Annotated in this window: 18 protein-coding genes; 10 read left to right on the top strand and 8 right to left on the bottom strand. The window is 71.6% G+C overall.

All coding sequences use genetic code 11. From position 1 onward, the window contains the following. Nucleotides 1-41 precede the first annotated feature (41 nt). Nucleotides 42-791 (top strand): class I SAM-dependent methyltransferase, encoded by a 750-nt coding sequence (locus ACJ6WD_RS30065; protein ID WP_407616922.1) that lies wholly within the window; start codon nt 42-44, stop codon nt 789-791. A 47-nt stretch (nt 792-838) separates the two neighbouring features. On the opposite strand, the gene mdlC is transcribed toward ACJ6WD_RS30065, so the two are convergent. After that, complete coding sequence (gene mdlC / locus ACJ6WD_RS30060; RefSeq protein WP_407616921.1) at nt 839-2,449, bottom strand: benzoylformate decarboxylase; 1,611 nt, start codon at nt 2,447-2,449, stop codon at nt 839-841. A 272-nt stretch (nt 2,450-2,721) separates the two neighbouring features. Between mdlC and ACJ6WD_RS30055 the strand changes: the two genes are divergently transcribed. Further along, entirely contained in the window at nt 2,722-3,096 is a 375-nt protein-coding gene (locus tag ACJ6WD_RS30055; protein ID WP_331248111.1) for a VOC family protein, read from the top strand. Nucleotides 3,097-3,153: 57 nt separating this feature from the next. Here the strand turns inward: ACJ6WD_RS30055 and ACJ6WD_RS30050 are convergent, their stop codons facing one another. Then, nucleotides 3,154-4,101, bottom strand: a complete 948-nt coding sequence (locus ACJ6WD_RS30050; RefSeq protein ID WP_233659150.1) for a LysR substrate-binding domain-containing protein — start codon at nt 4,099-4,101, stop codon at nt 3,154-3,156. A 95-nt stretch (nt 4,102-4,196) separates the two neighbouring features. Between ACJ6WD_RS30050 and ACJ6WD_RS30045 the strand changes: the two genes are divergently transcribed. Continuing rightward, nucleotides 4,197-5,285: a YeiH family protein gene (locus ACJ6WD_RS30045; RefSeq protein ID WP_407616920.1), complete on the top strand. Its 1,089-nt coding sequence runs from the start codon at nt 4,197-4,199 to the stop codon at nt 5,283-5,285. Nucleotides 5,286-5,792: 507 nt separating this feature from the next. On the opposite strand, the gene ACJ6WD_RS30040 is transcribed toward ACJ6WD_RS30045, so the two are convergent. Together ACJ6WD_RS30040 and ACJ6WD_RS30035 are read right to left on the bottom strand one after the other, a co-directional pair. Continuing rightward, nucleotides 5,793-6,665 carry a hypothetical protein gene (locus ACJ6WD_RS30040; RefSeq protein ID WP_407616919.1) on the bottom strand — a complete coding sequence of 291 codons (873 nt, stop codon included), beginning with the start codon at nt 6,663-6,665 and terminating at the stop codon, nt 5,793-5,795. 737 nt (nt 6,666-7,402) lie between these two features. Next, nucleotides 7,403-8,320, bottom strand: coding sequence for an endo-beta-N-acetylglucosaminidase H (locus tag ACJ6WD_RS30035; protein WP_376443609.1), 918 nt, complete (start codon nt 8,318-8,320; stop codon nt 7,403-7,405). Between the two features lie 384 nt (nt 8,321-8,704). Between ACJ6WD_RS30035 and ACJ6WD_RS30030 the strand changes: the two genes are divergently transcribed. The 5 genes from ACJ6WD_RS30030 to ACJ6WD_RS30010 all read left to right on the top strand — a co-directional run bounded on the left by ACJ6WD_RS30030 (nt 8,705) and on the right by ACJ6WD_RS30010 (nt 12,457). Next, complete coding sequence (locus tag ACJ6WD_RS30030; RefSeq protein ID WP_407616918.1) at nt 8,705-9,439, top strand: S1 family peptidase; 735 nt, start codon at nt 8,705-8,707, stop codon at nt 9,437-9,439. Nucleotides 9,440-10,184: 745 nt separating this feature from the next. Then, nucleotides 10,185-10,736: a nitroreductase family protein gene (locus ACJ6WD_RS30025; protein ID WP_331248103.1), complete on the top strand. Its 552-nt coding sequence runs from the start codon at nt 10,185-10,187 to the stop codon at nt 10,734-10,736. Then, nucleotides 10,696-11,013, top strand: a complete 318-nt coding sequence (locus tag ACJ6WD_RS30020) for a DUF6092 family protein (RefSeq protein WP_037634412.1) — start codon at nt 10,696-10,698, stop codon at nt 11,011-11,013. The genes ACJ6WD_RS30025 and ACJ6WD_RS30020 overlap by 41 nt, the downstream gene beginning before the upstream one ends. 36 nt (nt 11,014-11,049) lie before the next feature. Beyond that, nucleotides 11,050-11,769 (top strand): tRNA-dependent cyclodipeptide synthase, encoded by a 720-nt coding sequence (locus tag ACJ6WD_RS30015; protein WP_407616917.1) that lies wholly within the window; start codon nt 11,050-11,052, stop codon nt 11,767-11,769. Nucleotides 11,770-11,905: 136 nt separating this feature from the next. Further along, nucleotides 11,906-12,457 (top strand): hypothetical protein, encoded by a 552-nt coding sequence (locus tag ACJ6WD_RS30010; protein WP_407616963.1) that lies wholly within the window; start codon nt 11,906-11,908, stop codon nt 12,455-12,457. Nucleotides 12,458-12,524: 67 nt separating this feature from the next. Here the strand turns inward: ACJ6WD_RS30010 and ACJ6WD_RS30005 are convergent, their stop codons facing one another. Further along, nucleotides 12,525-13,478, bottom strand: coding sequence for a LysR family transcriptional regulator (locus tag ACJ6WD_RS30005; RefSeq protein WP_233659142.1), 954 nt, complete (start codon nt 13,476-13,478; stop codon nt 12,525-12,527). A 134-nt stretch (nt 13,479-13,612) separates the two neighbouring features. Here ACJ6WD_RS30005 and ACJ6WD_RS30000 point away from each other — a divergent pair, with 134 nt between their 5' ends. Next, nucleotides 13,613-14,869, top strand: coding sequence for an MFS transporter (locus ACJ6WD_RS30000; protein ID WP_233659141.1), 1,257 nt, complete (start codon nt 13,613-13,615; stop codon nt 14,867-14,869). Between the two features lie 43 nt (nt 14,870-14,912). Here the strand turns inward: ACJ6WD_RS30000 and ACJ6WD_RS29995 are convergent, their stop codons facing one another. Both ACJ6WD_RS29995 and ACJ6WD_RS29990 read right to left on the bottom strand, forming a co-directional pair. After that, nucleotides 14,913-17,810: a M48 family metalloprotease gene (locus ACJ6WD_RS29995; protein ID WP_407616916.1), complete on the bottom strand. Its 2,898-nt coding sequence runs from the start codon at nt 17,808-17,810 to the stop codon at nt 14,913-14,915. Between the two features lie 30 nt (nt 17,811-17,840). Further along, nucleotides 17,841-18,323 (bottom strand): hypothetical protein, encoded by a 483-nt coding sequence (locus tag ACJ6WD_RS29990; RefSeq protein WP_376443625.1) that lies wholly within the window; start codon nt 18,321-18,323, stop codon nt 17,841-17,843. A 193-nt stretch (nt 18,324-18,516) separates the two neighbouring features. Between ACJ6WD_RS29990 and ACJ6WD_RS29985 the strand changes: the two genes are divergently transcribed. After that, nucleotides 18,517-19,065 carry a YciI family protein gene (locus tag ACJ6WD_RS29985; RefSeq protein ID WP_376443628.1) on the top strand — a complete coding sequence of 183 codons (549 nt, stop codon included), beginning with the start codon at nt 18,517-18,519 and terminating at the stop codon, nt 19,063-19,065. Nucleotides 19,066-19,158: 93 nt separating this feature from the next. On the opposite strand, the gene ACJ6WD_RS29980 is transcribed toward ACJ6WD_RS29985, so the two are convergent. Further along, the coding region (locus ACJ6WD_RS29980) for an oxidoreductase C-terminal domain-containing protein (protein WP_407616962.1) at nt 19,159-19,324 on the bottom strand (166 nt) is incomplete at its 5' end.

Here is a 19,324-nt window from a genome sequence, read left to right as displayed (position 1 = left end):
GTTTTAGTGAACAGCCTCGTCTACTACTAGGGGTGAGAGTTGTGGCCAATCAGCATGCGGTGCGTGACCAGCAGGGCGGCGGAGAGCCGGCGTTGGACTTCGAGGCGGTGTACCAAGGGCGCGGGCTCTCCTACGGAGCCGACTCCCAGACGGACCTCATCCCGTGGCGGCTGGACGGTCCCCAGCCGTTGCTCGTCGAGCTGGAGGCGGCGGGCGAAATCACCGGCCCGGTCCTGGAGTGCGGCTGCGGGCTCGGGGACAACGCCGTGTTCCTGGCGAGCCGCGGCCACGAGGTGACCGCGTTCGACGCCGCGCCGGCCGCGATCGAGAAGGCCCGGTCCAAGGTCACCGCCGCCGCCCCGGTGACCTTCACGGTCGCCGACGCGACGGAACTGAACGGCATCGGCGTCCCCGGCGGCTTCCGCACGGTCGTCGACAGCGCCATGCTGCACTGCCTCACCGCCGATCAGCGGCGGGCGTACCTGAGGGGTCTCCGTCGGGTGTGCGCACCTGGTGCCAAGCTCCACGCCCTCTGTTTCAGCGGCGAGTTGGCGGCCTTCCTCCAGATGCCGGCCGCCATGGACGAGGACAGCCTGCGCGCCGACTTCGACCACGACTGGACGATCCGGCGCATGGAGCCCTGCCACTACACCACGAGTTTGTCCCTACAGCAGTGGCGCGGCTTGTCGCCGGCCGTCACGGACGCCCCGGAAGGCCAGGGCCTGGTGACCCTGGACCAGAACGACAGGGTCCTCCTGCCGTTCTGGCGGATCACCGCCGAGCTGACCTGACGGTTCGGAGTCGAGCGCCGGGTGCCCTCCGATGCAGGTCACCCGGCCTACAGCAGCGCCTTCTGGGGGCGCGTGGGCACCACGATGACCGTGGTGGTGCCGGCGCTCAGCGCCGTCGTGAACTCCCGCTCCAGGTCCTCGGCGGTCTCCACGTCGGCCGCGCGGCACCCGAAGCCACGGGCCACGGAGGCGATGTCGATCCCGGGCAGGTCGAGCCCCGGCACGCCCGGGGTCTCCTCCAACTCCGCGAACGACTTCAAGATGGCGTACTCGTGGTTGCGCATGACGACGTAGACGATCGGCAGGTCATGCTGGGCCGCCGTCCAGATGGCCTGCACGGAGTACTGGAAGGAGCCGTCGCCGATCAGGCCGACCACCGGTCGTTCGACGCCGCGGTCCCGGTCGCCGAGCGCGACCCCGACCGCCGCCGGAGTGCCCCAGCCGATGCCGCCGCTGGCCGTCGCGAAGAACGACCCGGTCCTGACGGCGGGAAGCCACTCGACGTGCTGCGCCATGGTGGACGTCGATTCGTCAACGAGGACCGCGTCGGGCGGCCGCACGCGGCTCAGGGCGGCATAGACCTCCGGCGGGGTGAGCGGGGTGCTCGGCGTCTGCGGGAGAGCGTGGGGCCGCGCCATCGGCTGCGGGGCGGGGCGCGCGGAGCCGTCCGCGACCATGTCCTGGAGCAGTTCGAGCGCCGTCGCGGGATCGCCCAGGAGGCTGTCGCCGACCCGCGCCGCGGCGGCGACCTCCGGATCGCCGGTGATCTGGAGGAGTTGTGTGCCGGCGGGGAGGAAGTCGCCGGGAACGTAGGGGTAGTACCGGAACACCTCGGCACCGATGACGACCACCAGATCGTGCCCCGTCAGCCTGTCGCTGACGGCCTTCACGGACATGCCGAGCGGGCCGCCGAAGAGGGGGTGGTCCTCCGGGAAGGAGGCGCGGTCCAGCAGCGGCGCACCGTAGACGGCGGCCCTCAGCTTCTCCGCCAGGTTCACGGCCGCGTCCCAGCCGCCGCTGCGGTCGACCTCCGGGCCGAAGACCAACGCCGGACGGTTGCTCGCGGAGAGGCGCTCGGCGAATCCGCGCAGGCGCTCGGTGTCGGGTGCGACGCGGTGGCTCACCGTCCGCACCCGGTCGAAGCCCGACGAGGGCCGCTTCCAGTCGTCCATGGGAATCGACAGGTAGACCGGTCCCGCCGGTGGCTGCAGCGCCTGCGCATAGGCCCGCATGAAGGCGTCCGGGACGTCTTCGGCACGGGCCGGTTCGTAGGACCACTTCACCCACGGCTTCGGCAGCGTGGTGGCCTCGCGGTTGCCGAGGTAGGGCTCCCCGATCACCAGCTCCCGGTGCTGCTGCCCGGACGTGACGATCAGTGGCGTGTTGCCGTGGTAGGCCGCGACCAGGTTGCCCACCGCGTTTCCCAGTCCGGCCGAGGAGTGCACGTTGACCAGTGCGGGACGGCGGGTGACCTGGGCGAACGTATCGGCCATCGCGATGACGGACGCCTCCTCCAGCGCCAGGACGTAGGTGAAGTCCGCGGGGAAGTACTGGAGGAAGGGCTGTTCGGTGGAGCCCGGATTGCCGAAGACCGTGGTGAGGTTCAGGGTCCGCAGGAGGTCGTAGGTGACGCTGCGGACGGTGGGCTGCTCGGACATCGTTGCCACCGACTTCCGTACTGGAGCCGCGCTCCCGGTCAGCGGCCCCGACGGGGAGGCCGGCGCCGCTCGTTGAAGGCCGGCGCGCCGTTTTCCCCATCGCGTGGGGCGGAATCGGCGCGCCCGCCCGATCCTGCTTGATCGGCACGCCCTCGTCACGCACCGTGGTCCGTTCGATCGGGGTTCGGGTCGCGCATGTCCGCCGCTGCGGCGGGTACGCCCCTGTCGCACGGGATGTGGTGGAAGTGACCGGAGAGCGAGGGCTGTCGGAAGTGATGCGGAAGCTGCAAGCGGTCGCGCTGGACTGTGCCGATCCGGTACGGCTCGCGGAGTTCTACGCGGAACTGCTCGGCGGCCGGGTGGTCGCGGACCCGGAGGATCCCGGATGGGTCGAGGTGCAGGGGTTCGAGGGGACGCCGCTGGCCTGCCAACGGGTGGACGGCTACCGACCACCCGATTGGCCCGGTCAACAGCGCCCGCAACAGCTCCACTTGGACTTCGACGTGGACGACCTCGACGGGGAGGAGAAGCGGGTGCTCGCCCTCGGCGCGACCGTCTTGGAGCGCACGGACCAGATCCGTCCGGAGGCCAACTGGAGGGTCTACGCGGACCCGGCGGGCCATCCGTTCTGCCTCTGCCTCCACTGACGCCGATTTTCACCGCGACGGGCGCCGCGGTCCGTCGGGCACCGCATGGGCAGGCGGCTAGACGGTGACCTCCCGCCGGGCCACCGCGACCAGTTCCGCCGCCGGCCCCACCAGGCGCCGTCCGGTCGGCCAGACCGCGCGCAGGTCGCGGGTGAGGTCGACGCCCGCCACTTCGACGCCGGTCAGCCGACCCTCGACGATGTCCCCGCGGACGGCCAGCTCGCTCAGGACGGACGGCCCGGTGCCGGCGATCACGGCGCCGCGCACGGCGGCCGTCGAGCCGAGCTCGACCAAGGGCCGCGCACGGTCGCAGCCGGCCAGGTGCAGGGCGCGGTCCAGGGTCTGCCGTGTGCCGGAACCGCTCTCCCGCAGCACCAGCGGCGTGCGGGACAGTTCCCGTGCCGACAGCGGCTCGCGGCGACGCGCCCACGGGTGACCGGGGTCGACCACGACGACGAGCCGGTCCTCGGCCACCTGCCGCGTGGACATCACGCGGGACAGCCGCGGTCCCTCGATGAACCCGATGTCGGCCTCGCCCGCTTCGACCAGTTCGGGCACGTGCTCGCTGTTGGTCACCTGCAGCCCGATGTACAGCTCCGGTCGACGGCTCCGCAGTTCGCTGATCCAGGTCGGCAGCAGGTACTCGGCGATGGTGAGGCTCGCGGCGACGCGGAGTTCGGCCTCCCGCCGATCGCGCAGCTTGCCGGCCCCGGTGAGCAGATCGTCCAGTTCGGCCAGGACGGACCGGGCGTGTCCCGTGACGACCTGCCCGGCCAGCGTCAGCCGGGAGCCGCGTCGGGTCCGGTCGAGCAGCACCAGTCCCAGCCCCCGTTCCAACGTCGACAGCCGGCGGCTGGCGGACGGTTGGGAGATCCGCAGCCGTTCCGCCGCACGGCCGAGACTCCCGAGATCGGCCACGAGGACGAGGAGCCGCAGCGACTCCAGGTCGGGCGTGCGCAGGGGGAGGTGAGCGGAGTGGCGGTCGGACGCGGAGGGATCTGTCACAGCCCCAGCGTATGAGTGGGTCATGCGTGCACGCTATGACCTCCTGCACGATCAGGGGCTACAGGGCGAGCACGCGGCCACCCAGAGTGGTGATCATGAAGGACGCCAGCCTCTCCCGGCCAACCCGCCCACCCGACCTCGCCCCCGCCCGAAAGCCCGGCGCGGCCCTCGTCGACCGGCTGCCCGGGCTCGCGCTCGCCGTCGCGATCGCCCTCGTCGCGACCTCACTGGGCCGGTTGGTCCCCGTCGTCGGCGGGCCGGTGAGCGGCATCGTGCTCGGGGTGCTGGTGGCGGTCGTGGCGCGGCCCGGCGCCCGGATGCGGCCCGGCATCACCTTCGCCGGACGCGGCGTGCTCCAGGCCGCGGTGGTGGTACTGGGCGCGCAACTGTCCCTGGGGCAGGTGCTGCGGGTCGGTGTCGGCTCGCTGCCGGTGATGCTCGTGACCCTCGCGGTCTGCCTGGCCGCGGCGTACGGCATCGGACGCCGCCTGGGCGTCGTGCGCGACCTGCGCACCCTGATCGGGGTGGGCACCGGCATCTGCGGCGCCTCCGCGATCGCCGCGGTCACCCCGATCATCGGAGCGGCCGAGGCAGAGGTGGCCTACGCCGTCTCCACGATCTTCGTCTTCAACATCGCCGCGGTGCTGACCTTCCCCGTCCTCGGGCACCTACTGGGAATGGGGCAGCACGCCTTCGGCCTGTTCGCCGGTACTGCGGTCAACGACATGTCGTCGGTGGTCGCCGCCGCCACCACCTACGGCGGCCCGGCGGCCGACTACGCGGTGGTGGTCAAACTCGCGCGCACGCTGCTGATCATCCCGATCTGCCTGGGCCTCGCCGCCCTCGCCCGGCGCCGCGCGCGGACGGCTGACGCCGGCGCAGCAGGTTCGGGTGAAGGGCTCCCCGGCCGGGTCCGCGTCGGCCGACTGGTGCCGTGGTTCCTCGGCGGCTTCCTCCTCCTCGCGGCCGCGAACACCGCCGGACTCGTCCCGCAGGCCGCGCACGGCCCGCTCAGCGCGCTCGCGGTCTTCCTCATCACCGTCGCCCTCTCGTCCATCGGCCTGTCCACCGAACCCGCCAAACTGCGCCGCGCTGGTGCCGCCCCCCTGCTGCTCGGCGGCTGCCTGTGGCTGGTGGTGTCCGTCACCAGCTTGGCCGTCCAGTTCCTGACCCGGTACTTGTGAGGGTCGCGCGCACCGATGCACGCCGGCACGCACCGCACCGCACCGCACGGCCTCGGGCGCGAGTGCGGAGCAACGCCGTCCCACACGGAAGCTGGTGGAAGGAGGGCGATGCACATGGCGGAGCGGGCGGCCGCGGAGCGGGCCCTTGCCCGCTCGTACACCACGGGTGACGGACGGATCGGATTCGCCGTCTCCCATCTGTCGGACCGTCACCATGTCGCTCACAGCGCGACGTTGACGTACGAGGTCGTCGTGGCGCGTCAGGGAAGAGGGGCCGTCAACTTCCCTGAGGGAAGCGCCAGGAGCCGCGAGCGGCGGCTGCTCCGAGAAGCAGCCGCCGGTCAGGACGCACGGGCGGACTCCGCACCGAAGCCGCCGTGACGGTTCGGGCCGACGGTCGCGCGGTCCCGCGTGCAGGCCCGGGCGGAGGTGACGGGGCCGGAGACCGTGAGCACGCGGCTCACGGCACGCGCGCGCCGGCCTCGTCCCGAGCGGCCTCCTGCGACCTCAGCGGCCCCCGCCGGAACCCGCGGCCGCGAACGACATCGCCACCGCGCCCGCCCGGCCCGTCGGACGGTACGAGTGGTGCGCCGCCCAGTCGCCGTAGGCCGGTGCCTGGACCTGGCCCGTCACGGGGGGCTGCGCCTGCTCCGTGACGGGGGGCTGTGCCTGCTCCGTCACGATGGGCTGCGCCTGGGGCGCCACCGGCGCCTGGAATCGGCGCTGCGGGACGCGGCGCATCTGCGTCCTCGCGTGGATCACCCGGTGCTTCGCGGGGTGCACGCCCTGACGCTTCTTCAGGCTCTGGATCGCCACCGCCCCGTTCGCCGGGTTCACCGTGTAGCGCACGCCCTCGTGCGTGACGGACCGGTGGGTCGAGCTGAGGGTGGCGATCTGCTTGTTCTTGAGCTGGATCTTCGCCGTGTAACTGCCGTTGACCTTCTGCACGGTGGCGCGCGCGCCGTTGGTCAGCGTGACCGTACGGGCCGGGCCCGGCTTGTTCTTGTCGTGGTTGTTCACGCCCTGCGCCCTGGAGTGGACGTGCGTGCCGTCGAAGTAGACGTAGATGCCCTTGTTGTAGCTCTGGCCCTTCCTCAGGGTCGCGAACGGCTTGCCGCTGCCGATCGCCTGGAGGTCGCAGACCCCGTTGTGGATCACGGCCTCCATGCCGCCGCCGAGGCCGACGGCCCGGACCCTGTCCTTGGCCGTCGCATGGGGTGCGGTGCGCGCGGCGCCGGCGGACGCGGGCCGGTCCTGCTGCTCCGGGGTGCCCACCGCGAACGCGGTGGTCGGTACGGCCATCGCCCCGGCGAGCACAGCGGCGGTGCAGACGGCACGCAGGGAGGCGTGCGAGGCGGGGAAGATGCGGGAGGTCTTCATGGAGCTCGTAACCCTTCTCGAGGTGCAAAGCGCGTGAAGCGGTTCACCAAACCTATACAAACTGACCCATTACGGATCAATTTGGACAGCTCGGGATATTAGACAAGGTTCCCTCGACGGGAAGGGCGAGGCGCGCGGTGTGCGGACGCGGCTTGCGGCGCTTGGCCCCACCCAAATCCGGCAGCCCCGCACGAGACCCCGTGGACGCCGGCAAGCGGCGGGCCGGACCCGCGCCCCCTCGGCGTCGCCCCGAAGGCCGCGACGCGCTCGGGCCAGGGCACCGGACAACTCCCTGACAACCGTGCGGAGTTCGGGAGTTCAGGCGTGTACGAGTTCAGGAGTTCGCGCCGGGGTCGTACCCGTTTCCGCCGGCTGCGTCCGCCCGCCCGGGCCGGCAGACGCCCTCGCACTCCGAAGGGGCGCCCCTCCCCCTCAGGCACCTAGTCAGGTAATAGCCATATCCCATGGCCTTCTGCGGCGGCTCCGGCGGTCCCCCTGGTGTTTGCCGACCTACGGGGAATCGTCGTCCTGGCAAGTGTCGCCCGCCTGCGTCCACGCCCGCCGGGAAAGCACGGTGACGGCATGCGCGCTCGGTGCGTCGACCATCGGCCGGCAGGTCAGCGCGACTGGCGCAACGAAGACACCCCGCCCCGGGCTCGGAGTGGGGCGGAGCGTCTTCGTCGACCTGCGGACTGGCGGACGGGGCGCATGAGTCGGCGGCGCCCGCCTGGATGTCGTCAAGGGGTGTAGACGGCGTCGCTGCCGTACAGCTCCTTCGTGAAGCTGGAGAGGTAGTCGTGCCGGTCGGAACCGTCCAGGTCGTACGTCAGGTACACGCCGTAGCCTTCGCCCACGGTGCGCCGGGCGAAGTCGGCCGCGGTGCCCGCGGGCGTGGCGCCGATCTGGACGGCTGCCGGGGACAGGCTCGACTTGGGCAGCGCGATGCCCGGCACCTGCCACTGCCCGTACCAGGGATTCCAGGCGTAGTTGAACTTCGAGGTGATGTCCACGCCGCCGTAGGACAGCTTCTCCGCCGACGGGCCGATGCTGTACAGGGAGATGAGCTTGTTGGGCATGTAGTCGCGCAGCGCGGAGACCAGGTGGACGAAGGAGCTGTCGTTGGGTTGCCCGGTGCCGTTCTTCCCGTACTCGGCGTACTCGTCGTCGAAGTCGATGCCGTCCAGGCCGTACTTGCCGACGGCGTCGGACAGCTGCTTGGCGAACGCCGAGGCTGCTTCCTTGGACGGGAAGTTGGCGAAGCCGGCCCCTTCGTGGTTGCCGAGCACCGACAGCATGACCTTGATGCCCTTGGCCTGTAGCGGTCGGATCTGGTGGGCCGCATCGTCGAGGACGCGCTGCACGTTCTCGTTGAAGTACAGGTAGGCCGACTTCTTGGTGGTGTCGTAGTTGATGTTGGCGGCGAAGATGACCGCGACGTCGAACACGTTGGCGCCGCCCTTGGCCAGCGTGTACTTGCCGACGTTGAGCATGCTGTTGTTGTTCACCTCGACATAGGCGACCGAGGTGGGACCCTTCTTGACCGGTGCCGCAGCCGCAGGGCTGGCGGCCGCCTTGGCACCGGCCGAGAGTGCTGCTATGAGCAGAAGCGCGAACGCAGCCGTGCGCGCTCTGCCTCGACCTGAAGCGAAAGTCATGGACCAATCTCCTGTCGATGGGGTGGCATCGTGAACTTGCCCCAGCCGTAAGGGCCTTAGGCGATGCGCAGGTCAACGGGCCCTGAGGGCTGCCGCTGCGCTCGCCGGGCCGGCGGGGTAGTCCTGGAGCTCCGTTTCCACAGGTCGGGTCCCGGTCCGAGTCCCGTCCCAAGTCCCGGTCCAAGTCCCGTGCCGGGTACGGCCCATCGGTGGATTCTCGGCACGTCCCGGAATCGTCGAGGTCACTGGCGGGGTGGGTCGTGTTGTCGAGTGGCGCGGTCGTTGCGGCGCCGCAGAGGCGCTTCACGGAGATCATGCGGAACTATTCCGCCCAGTGGGGCATCTCCTCCAGTGCGTGCCCCCACAAGCGAGGAGCTGTTCCGGATGATGCGTCGAGTTCGTGTGCTGCTGGTGAGCACCTTGGTGCTGGCGGCGGGGGCGGTGACGTCGTCGGCGCCGGCCTCCGCCGTGATCGGCGGGTCGAAGAGCACCTACGGGCCGTGGGCGGTGCGGATGCTCGTCGACGGGAAACCGACGTGCACCGGGACGGCCGTCGCACCCCAGTGGATCATCAGCGCTTCGCACTGCTTCTTCGAGCAGGCCCAGCCGGTCGCCGACAAGCGGATCTCGTTCCGGGTCGGCAACCTCGACATGCGGAAGGGCGTCACCGTCCGCCCGGTGCCCGGTCGACGCGTGGGGAGCGCGGACGCCGACATGATGCTCATCAAGGTCCCGCCGATGAAGGTCCGCACGGCCCCGTTGGCCACGGCCGGGGTCCACCAGGGTCACGTCGTGCGCCAGTACGGGTGGGGCGCCACCTGCACCGGGGACGAGAACACCTGCCAGTCCCCGGTGCTCAAGCAAGCGGACCTTCGGGTCGTACGGGCCGACGACCCTCGTTGCGAGGGCCACACCGCGCCGGGCGGTTCGGACTTCTGCATGGAGAAGGTGGCCGGGATTCCCGCCGGTGGCGACTCCGGAGGTCCGATCATGAGCATCGGTCCGCGCGGCACCGAGACCCTCCTCGGCGTCTTCGACGGCTCCGACCGGGAGGAGATCGCCGAGGCCGGCGAGGTCTCCCAACAACGTGCCTGGATCCGCTCGGTCATCCAGCACTAGGCACGTCCGATGCGTCATGGCCGGGGCCCGGCGCCCGGCACGGCGCCTCGCGGCGTCGCCGAAACGCCCTGACGCGGAGCGCGGGCGGGCGGGGACGCCGCCGCTCGCCCGCGTGCGGCTCGGCCGCTCGCCCGCTCCGTGCCGCGTCGGCCCGGCCAACGGAGCCGCCGGACCCGCCGGAGCCGCCCGCGACACGCCGAACGCGGCTGAGATAACTGACACATCTGAGGCGTCTGAGGTTTCTGTGGCGTTTGCGACTGTCTGAAACCGCACGCATGGAGTCGCGCCGCGAGGGTCCGCCCGCACCGGGCCCGTCCCTTCCGAAGCAGGCACGGCCTGGTTTCTCGCCGCCTCGAAAACCGGCGGGAAGGTTTCCGGTTCAGTTCCACCGGTGGCGGAATTCGATACTGCGGAACGCTTAAATCCGCGTCAATGTGACGAAGCTTCTCCCGATCCCCCTTGTCTGGCCGGATCTTGAGCTGGTACACCTGATCCGAAAATTGTTTCGCCGAACTGAATCGAACCCGGCCACCGGCCCGTCGAGTGGACCGGTCGTGAATCCAGCCGCAGGTCAATCGACGTTCCATTCCTGCTGCTGGCGACCGCGCCCTGGAACCGGCCGGATGAGCGAGCACCGGCGAGACGCCAGCCACCAGAATTGCCGCACAGCGGCCGGTGACAAGTGCGCCCAAAAAGAAGGGGATTGATGTTAACTCAAAGTTCATCTGAATCGCCGCCCGAATCCTTGGCGGACGCGTTGACGGTCCTCAAGACCCGTACCGCGGTCCGCAATTATTCGAAGGAGCCGGTCGACGACGCGCTGATCGAGCGGCTGCTGGAGGCCATGCTCGCCGCTCCGACCGCCTCCAATCGACAGGCGTGGTCCTTCGTGGTGGTGCGCAGGCCCGCCGGGGTCCGCCAACTGCGCGCGTTCTCGCCCGGGGTGCTGGGAACGCCCGCCTTCTTCGTCGTGGCCTGCGTCGACCGCAGCCTCACCGACAACCTTTCGCCGAAGCTCTCCCGGACGATCTACGACACCAGCAAGCTCTGCGTCGCCATGGCGGTGGAGAACCTCCTGCTCGCGGCGCACGCGTTCGGCCTGGGCGGATGCCCGGTGGGCAGCTTCCGGTCCGAGATCGTCAAGAGCATGCTCGGCATCCCGGAACACATCGAGCCCATGCTCGTGGTCCCGATCGGCCGTCCCGCGACGGCACTCGTCTCGTCCCCCCGCCGCGCCAAGAATGAGGTCGTCAACTATGAATCCTGGGGAAACCGTGCTGCCGCCCCAACTGCGTGAGGACATCGCACTCCTCGCCGCGTTTCTGCTCAGCAGCGGTCGCGGACTCCTGGACGAGCCGGCCGACTACGGAATCTACCGCTGCACCGACGGGGCCCGCCGGGTGCTGCAACTCCTGGACGAACACGGGGGCAGCACGGCGCGACTGACCGCCGTGCGCGAACGCCTCGACGAGGTCATGTTCGCGCCGATGGGCGAGGACCGGGACATGGGCGAGATTCTGGACGATCTGTGTCGCCAAATGGCAGGCGCCTTACCGGAAATCGAAACACCCTGACATTTATCCGGGGCAACCCCAAAAGGATTTCATAGCATGCTATCAGGCTTAGTTCCCGCGCTGGACCACAGCATGCGGGAAGAAATACTTGGCGATCGCGGCCGAAAGATCCGGCAACGCGGTGAGCACGCTCTCATTGGAATCAGTGCGGGCAACAGTTATTTCAGCCAGAAGAACCTCACCATGCTGCTGCAATGGGCCGGGCAGCATTTCGAGCGCACGGATGTCGTCTACGTGGACACGCACATCGACGACATGCTGATGGCGGACGGCCGCAGCGCGCAGGAAGCCGAGAGGTCGGTCAAACGCACGCTCAAGGATCTGCGGCGCAGGCTGCGGCGCTCGTTGGAAAGCGTGGGCGACCACAGCGAGCGGTTCCGTGTCCGGTCCCTGTCCGAGCTCCAGGAGACCCCTGAGTACCGGGCCGCACGCGAGTCCACCGACCGGGCCTTTCGCGAGGACGGCGAGTTCGCCACCGTCTGCGAGGAGATGGTGCGCGCCGTGGTGATGAACCGGCCCGGTGACGGCGTCGGCATCTCGGAGGAACACCTGCGGGCCGGTCTGAACTACGTGCTCGCCGAGGCCCCGCTCTTCGCGGACTCGCCCGGAGTGTTCTCCGTCCCCTCGTCGGTGCTCTGCTACCACATCCCCACCCCGGTATCGACGTTCCTGGCCCATCGCGAGACCGGTTTCCAGGCGGCTCAGGGTCAGGCGTACGTCGTCGTCAGGCCGCAGGAACTGGCCGACGCGGCCTAGCCAGGCATTCCCCAGCCGGACACCTCACGCCCCTCGCCTCCCCGTCCTTGCCGGTGCCGCCGCCGGAATTCGGACGCGTCACGGGGAGGACAGGAGGCATGCTTCCGCCGTGGAACAGACCCGAAGGGGGAGTGAGTTGGTGCGCCCGCTGCTGTTGGTGGACGTGGACGGACCGTTGAATCCGTATGCCGCGAAACCGCAGCGGCGGCCCGCGGGCTATCGGACGCACCGTCTGCTGACGCCGCGCTGGGAGGCCGCCCAGCGGCGTCGGCTGGCGGAGTGGGGCACGCCGGACGCGCGCGTGAAACCGCTGCGGGTGTGGCTCAACCCGGAGCACGGCCCGGCGTTGCGCTCGCTCCCCTTCGACCTGGTCTGGGCGACGACGTGGGAGGACGAGGCCAACGCCTACGTCGCGCCCGTCCTGGGGTTGCCGGAACTGCCGTTCATCGCCTGGCCCTCGCCGCGGCCCGAGCCCGAGGGCGGGGTGTTCTGGAAGACGCCCGCGATCGTGGCGTGGGCGAGGGGCCGGGCGTTCGCCTGGGTGGACGACGACATCACACGGGCGGATCGTGCCTGGGTGGCGGAGCACCACGACGGCCCCGCCCTCCTGCACCGGGTCGACCCGCGGCACGGACTCACCGTCGACGACTTCGAGACGCTGACGGCGTGGGCGACCGGCCTCGGGTGACGCGGCGGGCGGGCGGTGGACCGCCGACCCACCGGTTCGCGGTCGTCGCCCTTCCCCGCAGCGGCGTTCAGCGTGCGGTCGCGGTCGTCCAGTCCGGTGTCCAGTCCGGTGTCCAGGTGCCGGTCGCGTCGTGGTCGGCCGCCGTGCCGGCGAGGTGGGCGCGGAGCGCGGCCAGCGCGGGGTGCGGGTTGTCTCGGTGCCACAACAGCGCATGCGGGTAGACCGGGGTCGGGTCGGTCACCGGGATGCGGCGCAGGCCGTGGTCGGCGGGCCAGACCAGGCGGGTGTGCGCGCCCATGAAGGTGGCCAGGGCCGGGGTGTCGGCGACGGTGTCGAGGAGCGCGTCCGAACCGAAGTTGGGGCCGGTCGCCTCGATGGTGAGGCCGAACTCGGCGACGAGGTCGTCGTAGTAGGCGGCCCACTCCGTCCCGGGGACGATGCCGGGCATCCAGATCCGGTGCCCGACGAGCTGCGCCATGGTCACCGAACGGGCGCCCGCCAGCGCGTGGGCGGGACCGGTGAGGAGTTGGAGCGGCTCGTCGACCACCCGGACGGACTCGATGTCCGGGGGAAGGGGGCGACCGGGCACGCCGACGGCGCGGAACGACGCGTCGATCGCGCCGGACCGAAGAGCGGCGACGGCCGTGTCGATCTCGAACAGCAACATCACGTCGAGGTCGATCTCGGGATGGGCGCGGTGGAAGTCGCGCATCAGGCCCGAGGCCGCACCGCGCGAGTTGATCACGTCGACGCGCAGGGGACGGCGTCCGGCGCGCACGGAGGCGACGGCCCGGTCGGCGACGCGCAGCAGCTCCCGCGCGTGGGGCAGGAACGCCTGCCCGTCGATGGTGAGCTGCGCCCCGCGCGGGGTGCGGGTGAACAGTCGCACTTCGAGGTTGCGCTCCAGCGCGGCGATGCGTTTGGAGACGGCCTGCTGGGTGACGGCCAGCTCGACGGCGGCCTCCTGGAATTGCCCGGCGTCAGCGACGGCGACGAAGGTCCGGACTGCTTCGAGATCCACGGTCCCCAGCCTACTGGAACAACCGCTGGTTGTAGCAAGGTGGCCCCAGGGTTGTTTGTCGTCGGGCTATGACGCTCGCTTTGATACCTCCGATCGCGGATCGGTTGTACGGGTGAGTGGTGAGGGCGTCGAACATGGGGAACGGGCATCGGCTGGGCCGTCGGTTCGGGTGGCTGTGGGGGGCGTACGGGGCCAGCGCGCTCGGCACCTGGCTCGCCTTCGGCGCGTTCCCGCTGATCGCCATCCACGTGCTGCACGCCGGGCCGGCGCAGGTCGCGGCGTTGTCCGCCGTGGGGGCCGCGGTGGGCGCGGCCGTGGCGGTGCCGCTCGGCCCGTGGGTGGAGTTCCGGCGCAAGCGGCCGGTGCTCATCGGCACGGACCTCGTACGGTTCGCCGCGCTGCTGACGATCCCCGTCGCCTTCGCGTGCGGCGTGCTCTCCTTCGTCCAGCTCCTGCTGGTCGCGGTCGTCGTCTCGGCGGCCGACATCACCTTCCGCGCCGCCTCCGGCGCGTACCTGAAGACGCTGGTGCCGGCCGAGGACCTGCTCGTCGCCAACGCCCGGTTCGAGTCCACGACGTGGACGACCACGGTCGTCGGACCGCCGCTGGGCGGCGCGGCGATCGGGCTCCTCGGTCCCGTGGCGACGGTGGTCGCCGACGCGGTCAGCTACCTGCTCTCGGCCCTGGGCATCCGCGCGACGGGCGGTGACGAGCCGCGGCCCGAGCGTCGGCCGGCCGCGCGGCTGCGGGCCGGTGACCTGCTCGACGGCTGGCGGTACATCCTCGCCGACCGGACGTTGCGCCCGCTGTTCTTCAACACCGCGCTGTTCAACGGCCTGCTGATGGCCGCGGATCCGCTGCTCGCCGTGCTGATGCTCGGGCCGCTCGGGTTCTCGCCGTGGCAGTACGGGCTCGCCTTCGCCGTGCCCTCCCTCGGCGGGCTGCTCGGGTCACGGCTGGCCCGGCCGCTCGCCGCTCGCTTCGGCCAGCACCAGGTACTGGTCGCGGTCGGGACGCTGCGGGCGCTCTGGCCCGTCGGGCTGGCCTTCATCGGACCCGGCACCGGGGGCCTATTCCTGGTCATGGGCGTCGAACTCGGGCTCATCTTCTGCTGCGGGGTCTTCGGCCCCGTCTACGCCACCTACCGCCTGGAACGCACCGCGAACGACCGGATCGCCCGCACGCTGTCCGCCTGGTCGGTGACGACCAAGGCCGCGACCGCGCTCCTGACGGCCGTATGGGGCGCACTGGCCGGCCTCCTCGGCCCGCGCACCGCCATCGGCCTGGCCGGCGTGCTCCTGCTGGCGACCCCGCTCCTGCTCCCCCGCCGTGCCGCACCGCCCCACGCCGCGCCGGAGTCGGGACCGGCGCCGGCGCCGGACGGCGCCTGACGGGCCAAGCGGACGCCCATGTCCGGCGACGCGTCCCCGGGCGCTACTTGGGCGGCGAGGTGGCGGCCTGCTTGATGTCGAGGACCGCGGTGCCGAAGGTGCGCATCGCGTTGACGATCTCGTTGAGGGACGTGGTGAAGAGGTGCTCGCGTTCCGCATCGGTCCGGTGCGGTGCGCCCTTGGGCGGGACGGTCGCGTCCTGACAGTCCGTCACCCCTCGGTGGAGTTGGTCCAGTGCGGCGGACCAGTTCCTCTGCAGGTCCCGGTCCGGAACGGGGAAGTAGGCGCGCGCCTCCTCGACGCGCTGGCCGAGGGTGCCGCAGCGGCGGTGGAACGCCGGCTCGTCCAGCGCGACCGTCCCGTCGGCGTTGCGCTTGCCGGCGGCGGCCTTGAGGAGTTCGGAGTCCAGGGCGATCGAGGCGGCGTTGATCCGCTGGGCACGAAGGGTGCCGCCGGCGTTCAACCAGGACGCCGCCTGCCAGGCGCGGGTCTGCGGGGTCCGCGCCGGCGGGGCGGGCCCGCGTTGTTTGCGGACCGCGTCGGCCGCCTCCTGCCACTGGCGGGAGTCGTCGGAGGCGGCCGCCTGGGTGAAGGTCACGGCGGCCAGCACCACCGCCGGCAGGCCGAGCGCGAGGAGCGTTCCCGCTTTCAGGAGCGTCGCGGGCGGGCGGTCCGCCGGACTCGGCACCGGCACGGCGGCCTCGTGCGCCGGGGGGCGGCCGCGCAACCGGCGCACCGCCCACGCCAGTCCCGCCCCCACCAACGCCGCGCAGGCCGAGCCGAGGACGGCGTTGACGAGCGTCAAGGAGGTGACGGTGCCGTCGATGATCAGGCCGTTGCGGGGGCGCCACCGGCACACGTCGAAGGCGGTGTTCAACGGCCCCAGGCAGCCGTCGACGGAGAAGAGGACGAACACCTCGGCGTAGGCGAGCAGTTGGACGACCTGCGCGGCGATCAGCGCCCGCAGCAGCCAGTGCCGACGTGCGCCGGCGGCCACCACCGCGGCCGTCAGCAGACAGGCCGCCAGGACCGTCACGGTCACCCACCACATGTGGACGAGGACGAAGGGGCCGGCCGGCTCCTGCGGCGTCGCCGGCCGCGACTGGTTCATCGCGACCTGGGCCAGGACCAGGCCCATCCCGCACACCAGGGCCCCGGCGAGACCGGCACCGAGCGTCCGCCGCAGCCGCAGGGACGTGCCCGCCGGACCCCCGACCGTGCGCCGCACACCCGGGAGCAGGACCAGCGCCAGCGGTAACAGCCACAGTGACAGCGTGGCGACCCCGGCGAGGAGGTCACCGCCCAGCGGGGTGAGGACCATGAGGCCGGTGGAGAACGCCGAGAGGTCCGGACCGTAGCCGTGCCAGTCGCCCGGGACCGTCCGGGCGTAGTACGCGGCCAGTTCCGCACCCTGGTCGCCGATGCCCAGGGAGAGGCTGTCGCCCGCCACCCGCCACCACCCCAGCCCGGCCCACAGCACCGCCGCGGTCACCGCCGCGCAGCAGGCCGCGGCCGCCCAGCGGTGTCCCCGCCCGGGCAGGGCGAGTGCCAGGCGCAGGGACTGGGACCACCACACCGCGGGCACCGCCGCGATGAGCAGGAACGCGAGCAGGTACTGGGGCTGCGGCAGCATCCAGTCGAGCCGGTACTGGGTACTGGCGACGAACTGGCCCAGCAGCAGGCCGAGGCCGAGCCAGAGTCCAGCCACCGTGGCGGACGGCCCGGGCCCGTCGGCCGTGCGTGAGCCGCGCAGGAGCGGGAGGCCGAGGGCGAGGCAGAGCACCGGTGTCACGGCGCCGACCGTGATCCAGATCGAGCCCGGGCCCTCGGACAGGACCGGAAGCGTCATCAGGGACTGGTACAGCAGCGCCGCCGAGACGCCGGTGAGGAACATCGCCAGGGCACTGACGCGGTCGAGGCGACCGGCGTCGACGAGCGCGCGTCGGCGTTCCGCCCACTGCGGATGGGTCCCCAGCAGGGCGGTCAGCCGGCGCAGCCACGGTGCCACCGGCCCGGTGGGATCGGGGCGCTGCCAGCTGGCGGCGTCCGCGCCCCAGGCGACCGCCCGGCGGTCGGCGAACAGTTCGCGCCGCCGCAGCAGGTCGGCCCGCGCCAGGTGCACCAGCGCGGCCAGCACCAGTCCGACCAGCGCGGGGGCCAACAGCATGGCTGCGCCGCCGGGCCACCAGGGGGACTTGACTCCGGACAGTCCCAGGGCGAGGACCCAGCCGGTCTCCGCGAAGGTCGGGATCAGGGCGAGCAGCACGTAGGCCCGCCACAGGGCGGTGCTGGCGTAGGCGTAGTCCACGTCGCGGTGGTGCACGTGGGCGAGTTCGTGCAGGACGACGGCGCGGAAGCCCGCCGGGTCGGTGCGGAGTCGGGGCAGCAGGCCGGAGTGCAGGCAGACGGTGTAGTTGCCGGAGCGGCCGTGGACGCTGGCACCGGAGGTCGTCCGCGCGGGGTCGACGCGGAAGCGCAGCCGTGCGCGGATCCCGGTGCGGGCGCACAGTGCGGCGAGCTCGGCCCGCAGCGTGCCGTCGAGGTCGACGGCTTCGAGCGGCAGCATCCGGCGCCACCGCTCGCGGGCCGCCGGCAGCCACCAGTACAGGCCGGCCGCGAGGGCGAGCAGCACCACCGTGGCGAGGGCGCCCCGGTACGGGACGAGCGTGTGGTCGCCGATGCACTGGTACAGGGTGCCCGGCCGGGTCAGGGCCGTCAGGAGGTTCTGCGGATCGCTGCTGCCGGGGTCGAATCCGGCGGCGTACAGGCAACCCGACGGGCCGTGCAGGGCCTCCCGGCCGTCGCGCAGGCCGAGGAGCGCCGGGACGCTCTGGAGCAGCTCGTCGAGCGTGGGGATGCTCGACACCACGACGAGGACCATCAGCAGCGCGAAGCGGGGGCCCGTCCCGGTCGCGCTCCGGAGCCCGGCGAACGCCTTCACGGCACCCTGCCCTTCACGACGTGGCGGCCTTCACGACGGGGTGCCGGGGGTTTCGGGGTGCCCCTCGTCGAGCGCGGCCGCCGTCGCGATCCGCGCCACCACGCCGTCGGCCAGCGCCTCGGCGTCCGGACGGTCGAGGCCCCGCTCGGTGGCCCGTTCCACGATGTGCGCTCTGACCAGCGCCAACTCGCCGGGGTCCAGTACGGTCAGGGTGCGGTTCGCCGTGGCAGGGGAGCGGCGCAGGAGCCTGCGCACGCCGGCCTGGCCGCGGGCCAACAGTCCCTCCGTGGCGCGGTCGACCGTGCGGCGGGCCGCCTGATCGAGGACGAGCCAGACCACCGGGGCCACCACCGCGGACACTTCGGCGTAGCCGAAGCCGAGCGGCTCCCTCCTGGGCCCGCGCCGCGCGAGGGTGCGCACGACCCGGTCGTCGTCCAACGTCCGCAGGCTGTCGACGAACGGCAACTCGTGGGCCGCGTGCTCCGCCACCGCGTCCCGTACCAGATCGCGCACATACCGCACCGTGCAACCCCCGTACGTAGTCGTCCCGTTCCTTGCATTGCAGCACCAAACGGGGACGAAGGGTACCCCTGGGGAAACACGGTGACGGCCCGTAGGCACCGGCGCGGGGCGCACGGCCCGGTGTGGGGATGCGGCAGCCCGCCCCCTCAAGAGGACGGCACGGCCCCGTGGGGGACCATGGGGCATGGAATTCCTCTGCTACCACCGCGATCGCATCGGCTCCTTGCCCCTGCGCGAAGAGCTTCTGACGGAGCATTGGGCGTACATGGACCGGTACGCGGAGGAGATGATCGCCCGGGGCCCGACGTTCACCGCCGACGGTGACACCCCCTCCGGCAGCCTGCACGTCCTCGACCTGCCCGATCCCGCCGCCGCCCGTGCGTTCGCCTTCGACGAGCCGAACTATCAGGCCGGCGTCTACCGGGACGTGCTGCTGCGGCGATGGCGCAACACGTTGGGGCGCACCATGTGGGACTTCCCCGGCGGCCGGCTCGGCGGCAACCGCTATCTGGTGCTCGGCCTGGGCACCGGCGACGCCGCCGACCTCGCGCCGCCGTCCGACCGGGACGAGCTGATCGCCTACGGGCCGCTGCTTTCCGACGACGGCTCCACCTGGCTGGGCACGGCGGCGTTGCTCCGGGCACCGGACCCGCTCTCGGCCCGCGCCGTGCTGTCACCCGACCGGTACGCCGACATCGAGGTGCATGACTGGGAGTTCGGCGGACGGCGGTGACGGGCGAGGCGGGCCGGGTCGGCGACCGCGACCGGCTTCGCCCGATCCGGGCGCCGGGCCGCCCTCACCGCCGCCCGAGCCCCTCGGCTCGCCTCACGCCAACGATTCCAGCGGTACCTGCGAATCGGCCAGCTTCTCGGGGCCCAACGGAGTGCCGGAGCGGATGAGCTGTTGGATCTGCTCGGCGACGTCCCAGACGTTGACGTTCATGCCGGCGAGGACGCGTCCCTCGCGGAGCCAGAAGGCGATGAACTCCCGC

This window comes from Streptomyces sp. VTCC 41912 (genome assembly GCF_045799175.1).
In the GTDB taxonomy this organism is placed as follows: domain Bacteria; phylum Actinomycetota; class Actinomycetes; order Streptomycetales; family Streptomycetaceae; genus Streptomyces; species Streptomyces albulus_C.
The sequence above is the reverse complement of the archived record's forward strand: the minus strand, read 5'-3'. Positions and strand labels throughout refer to the sequence as shown.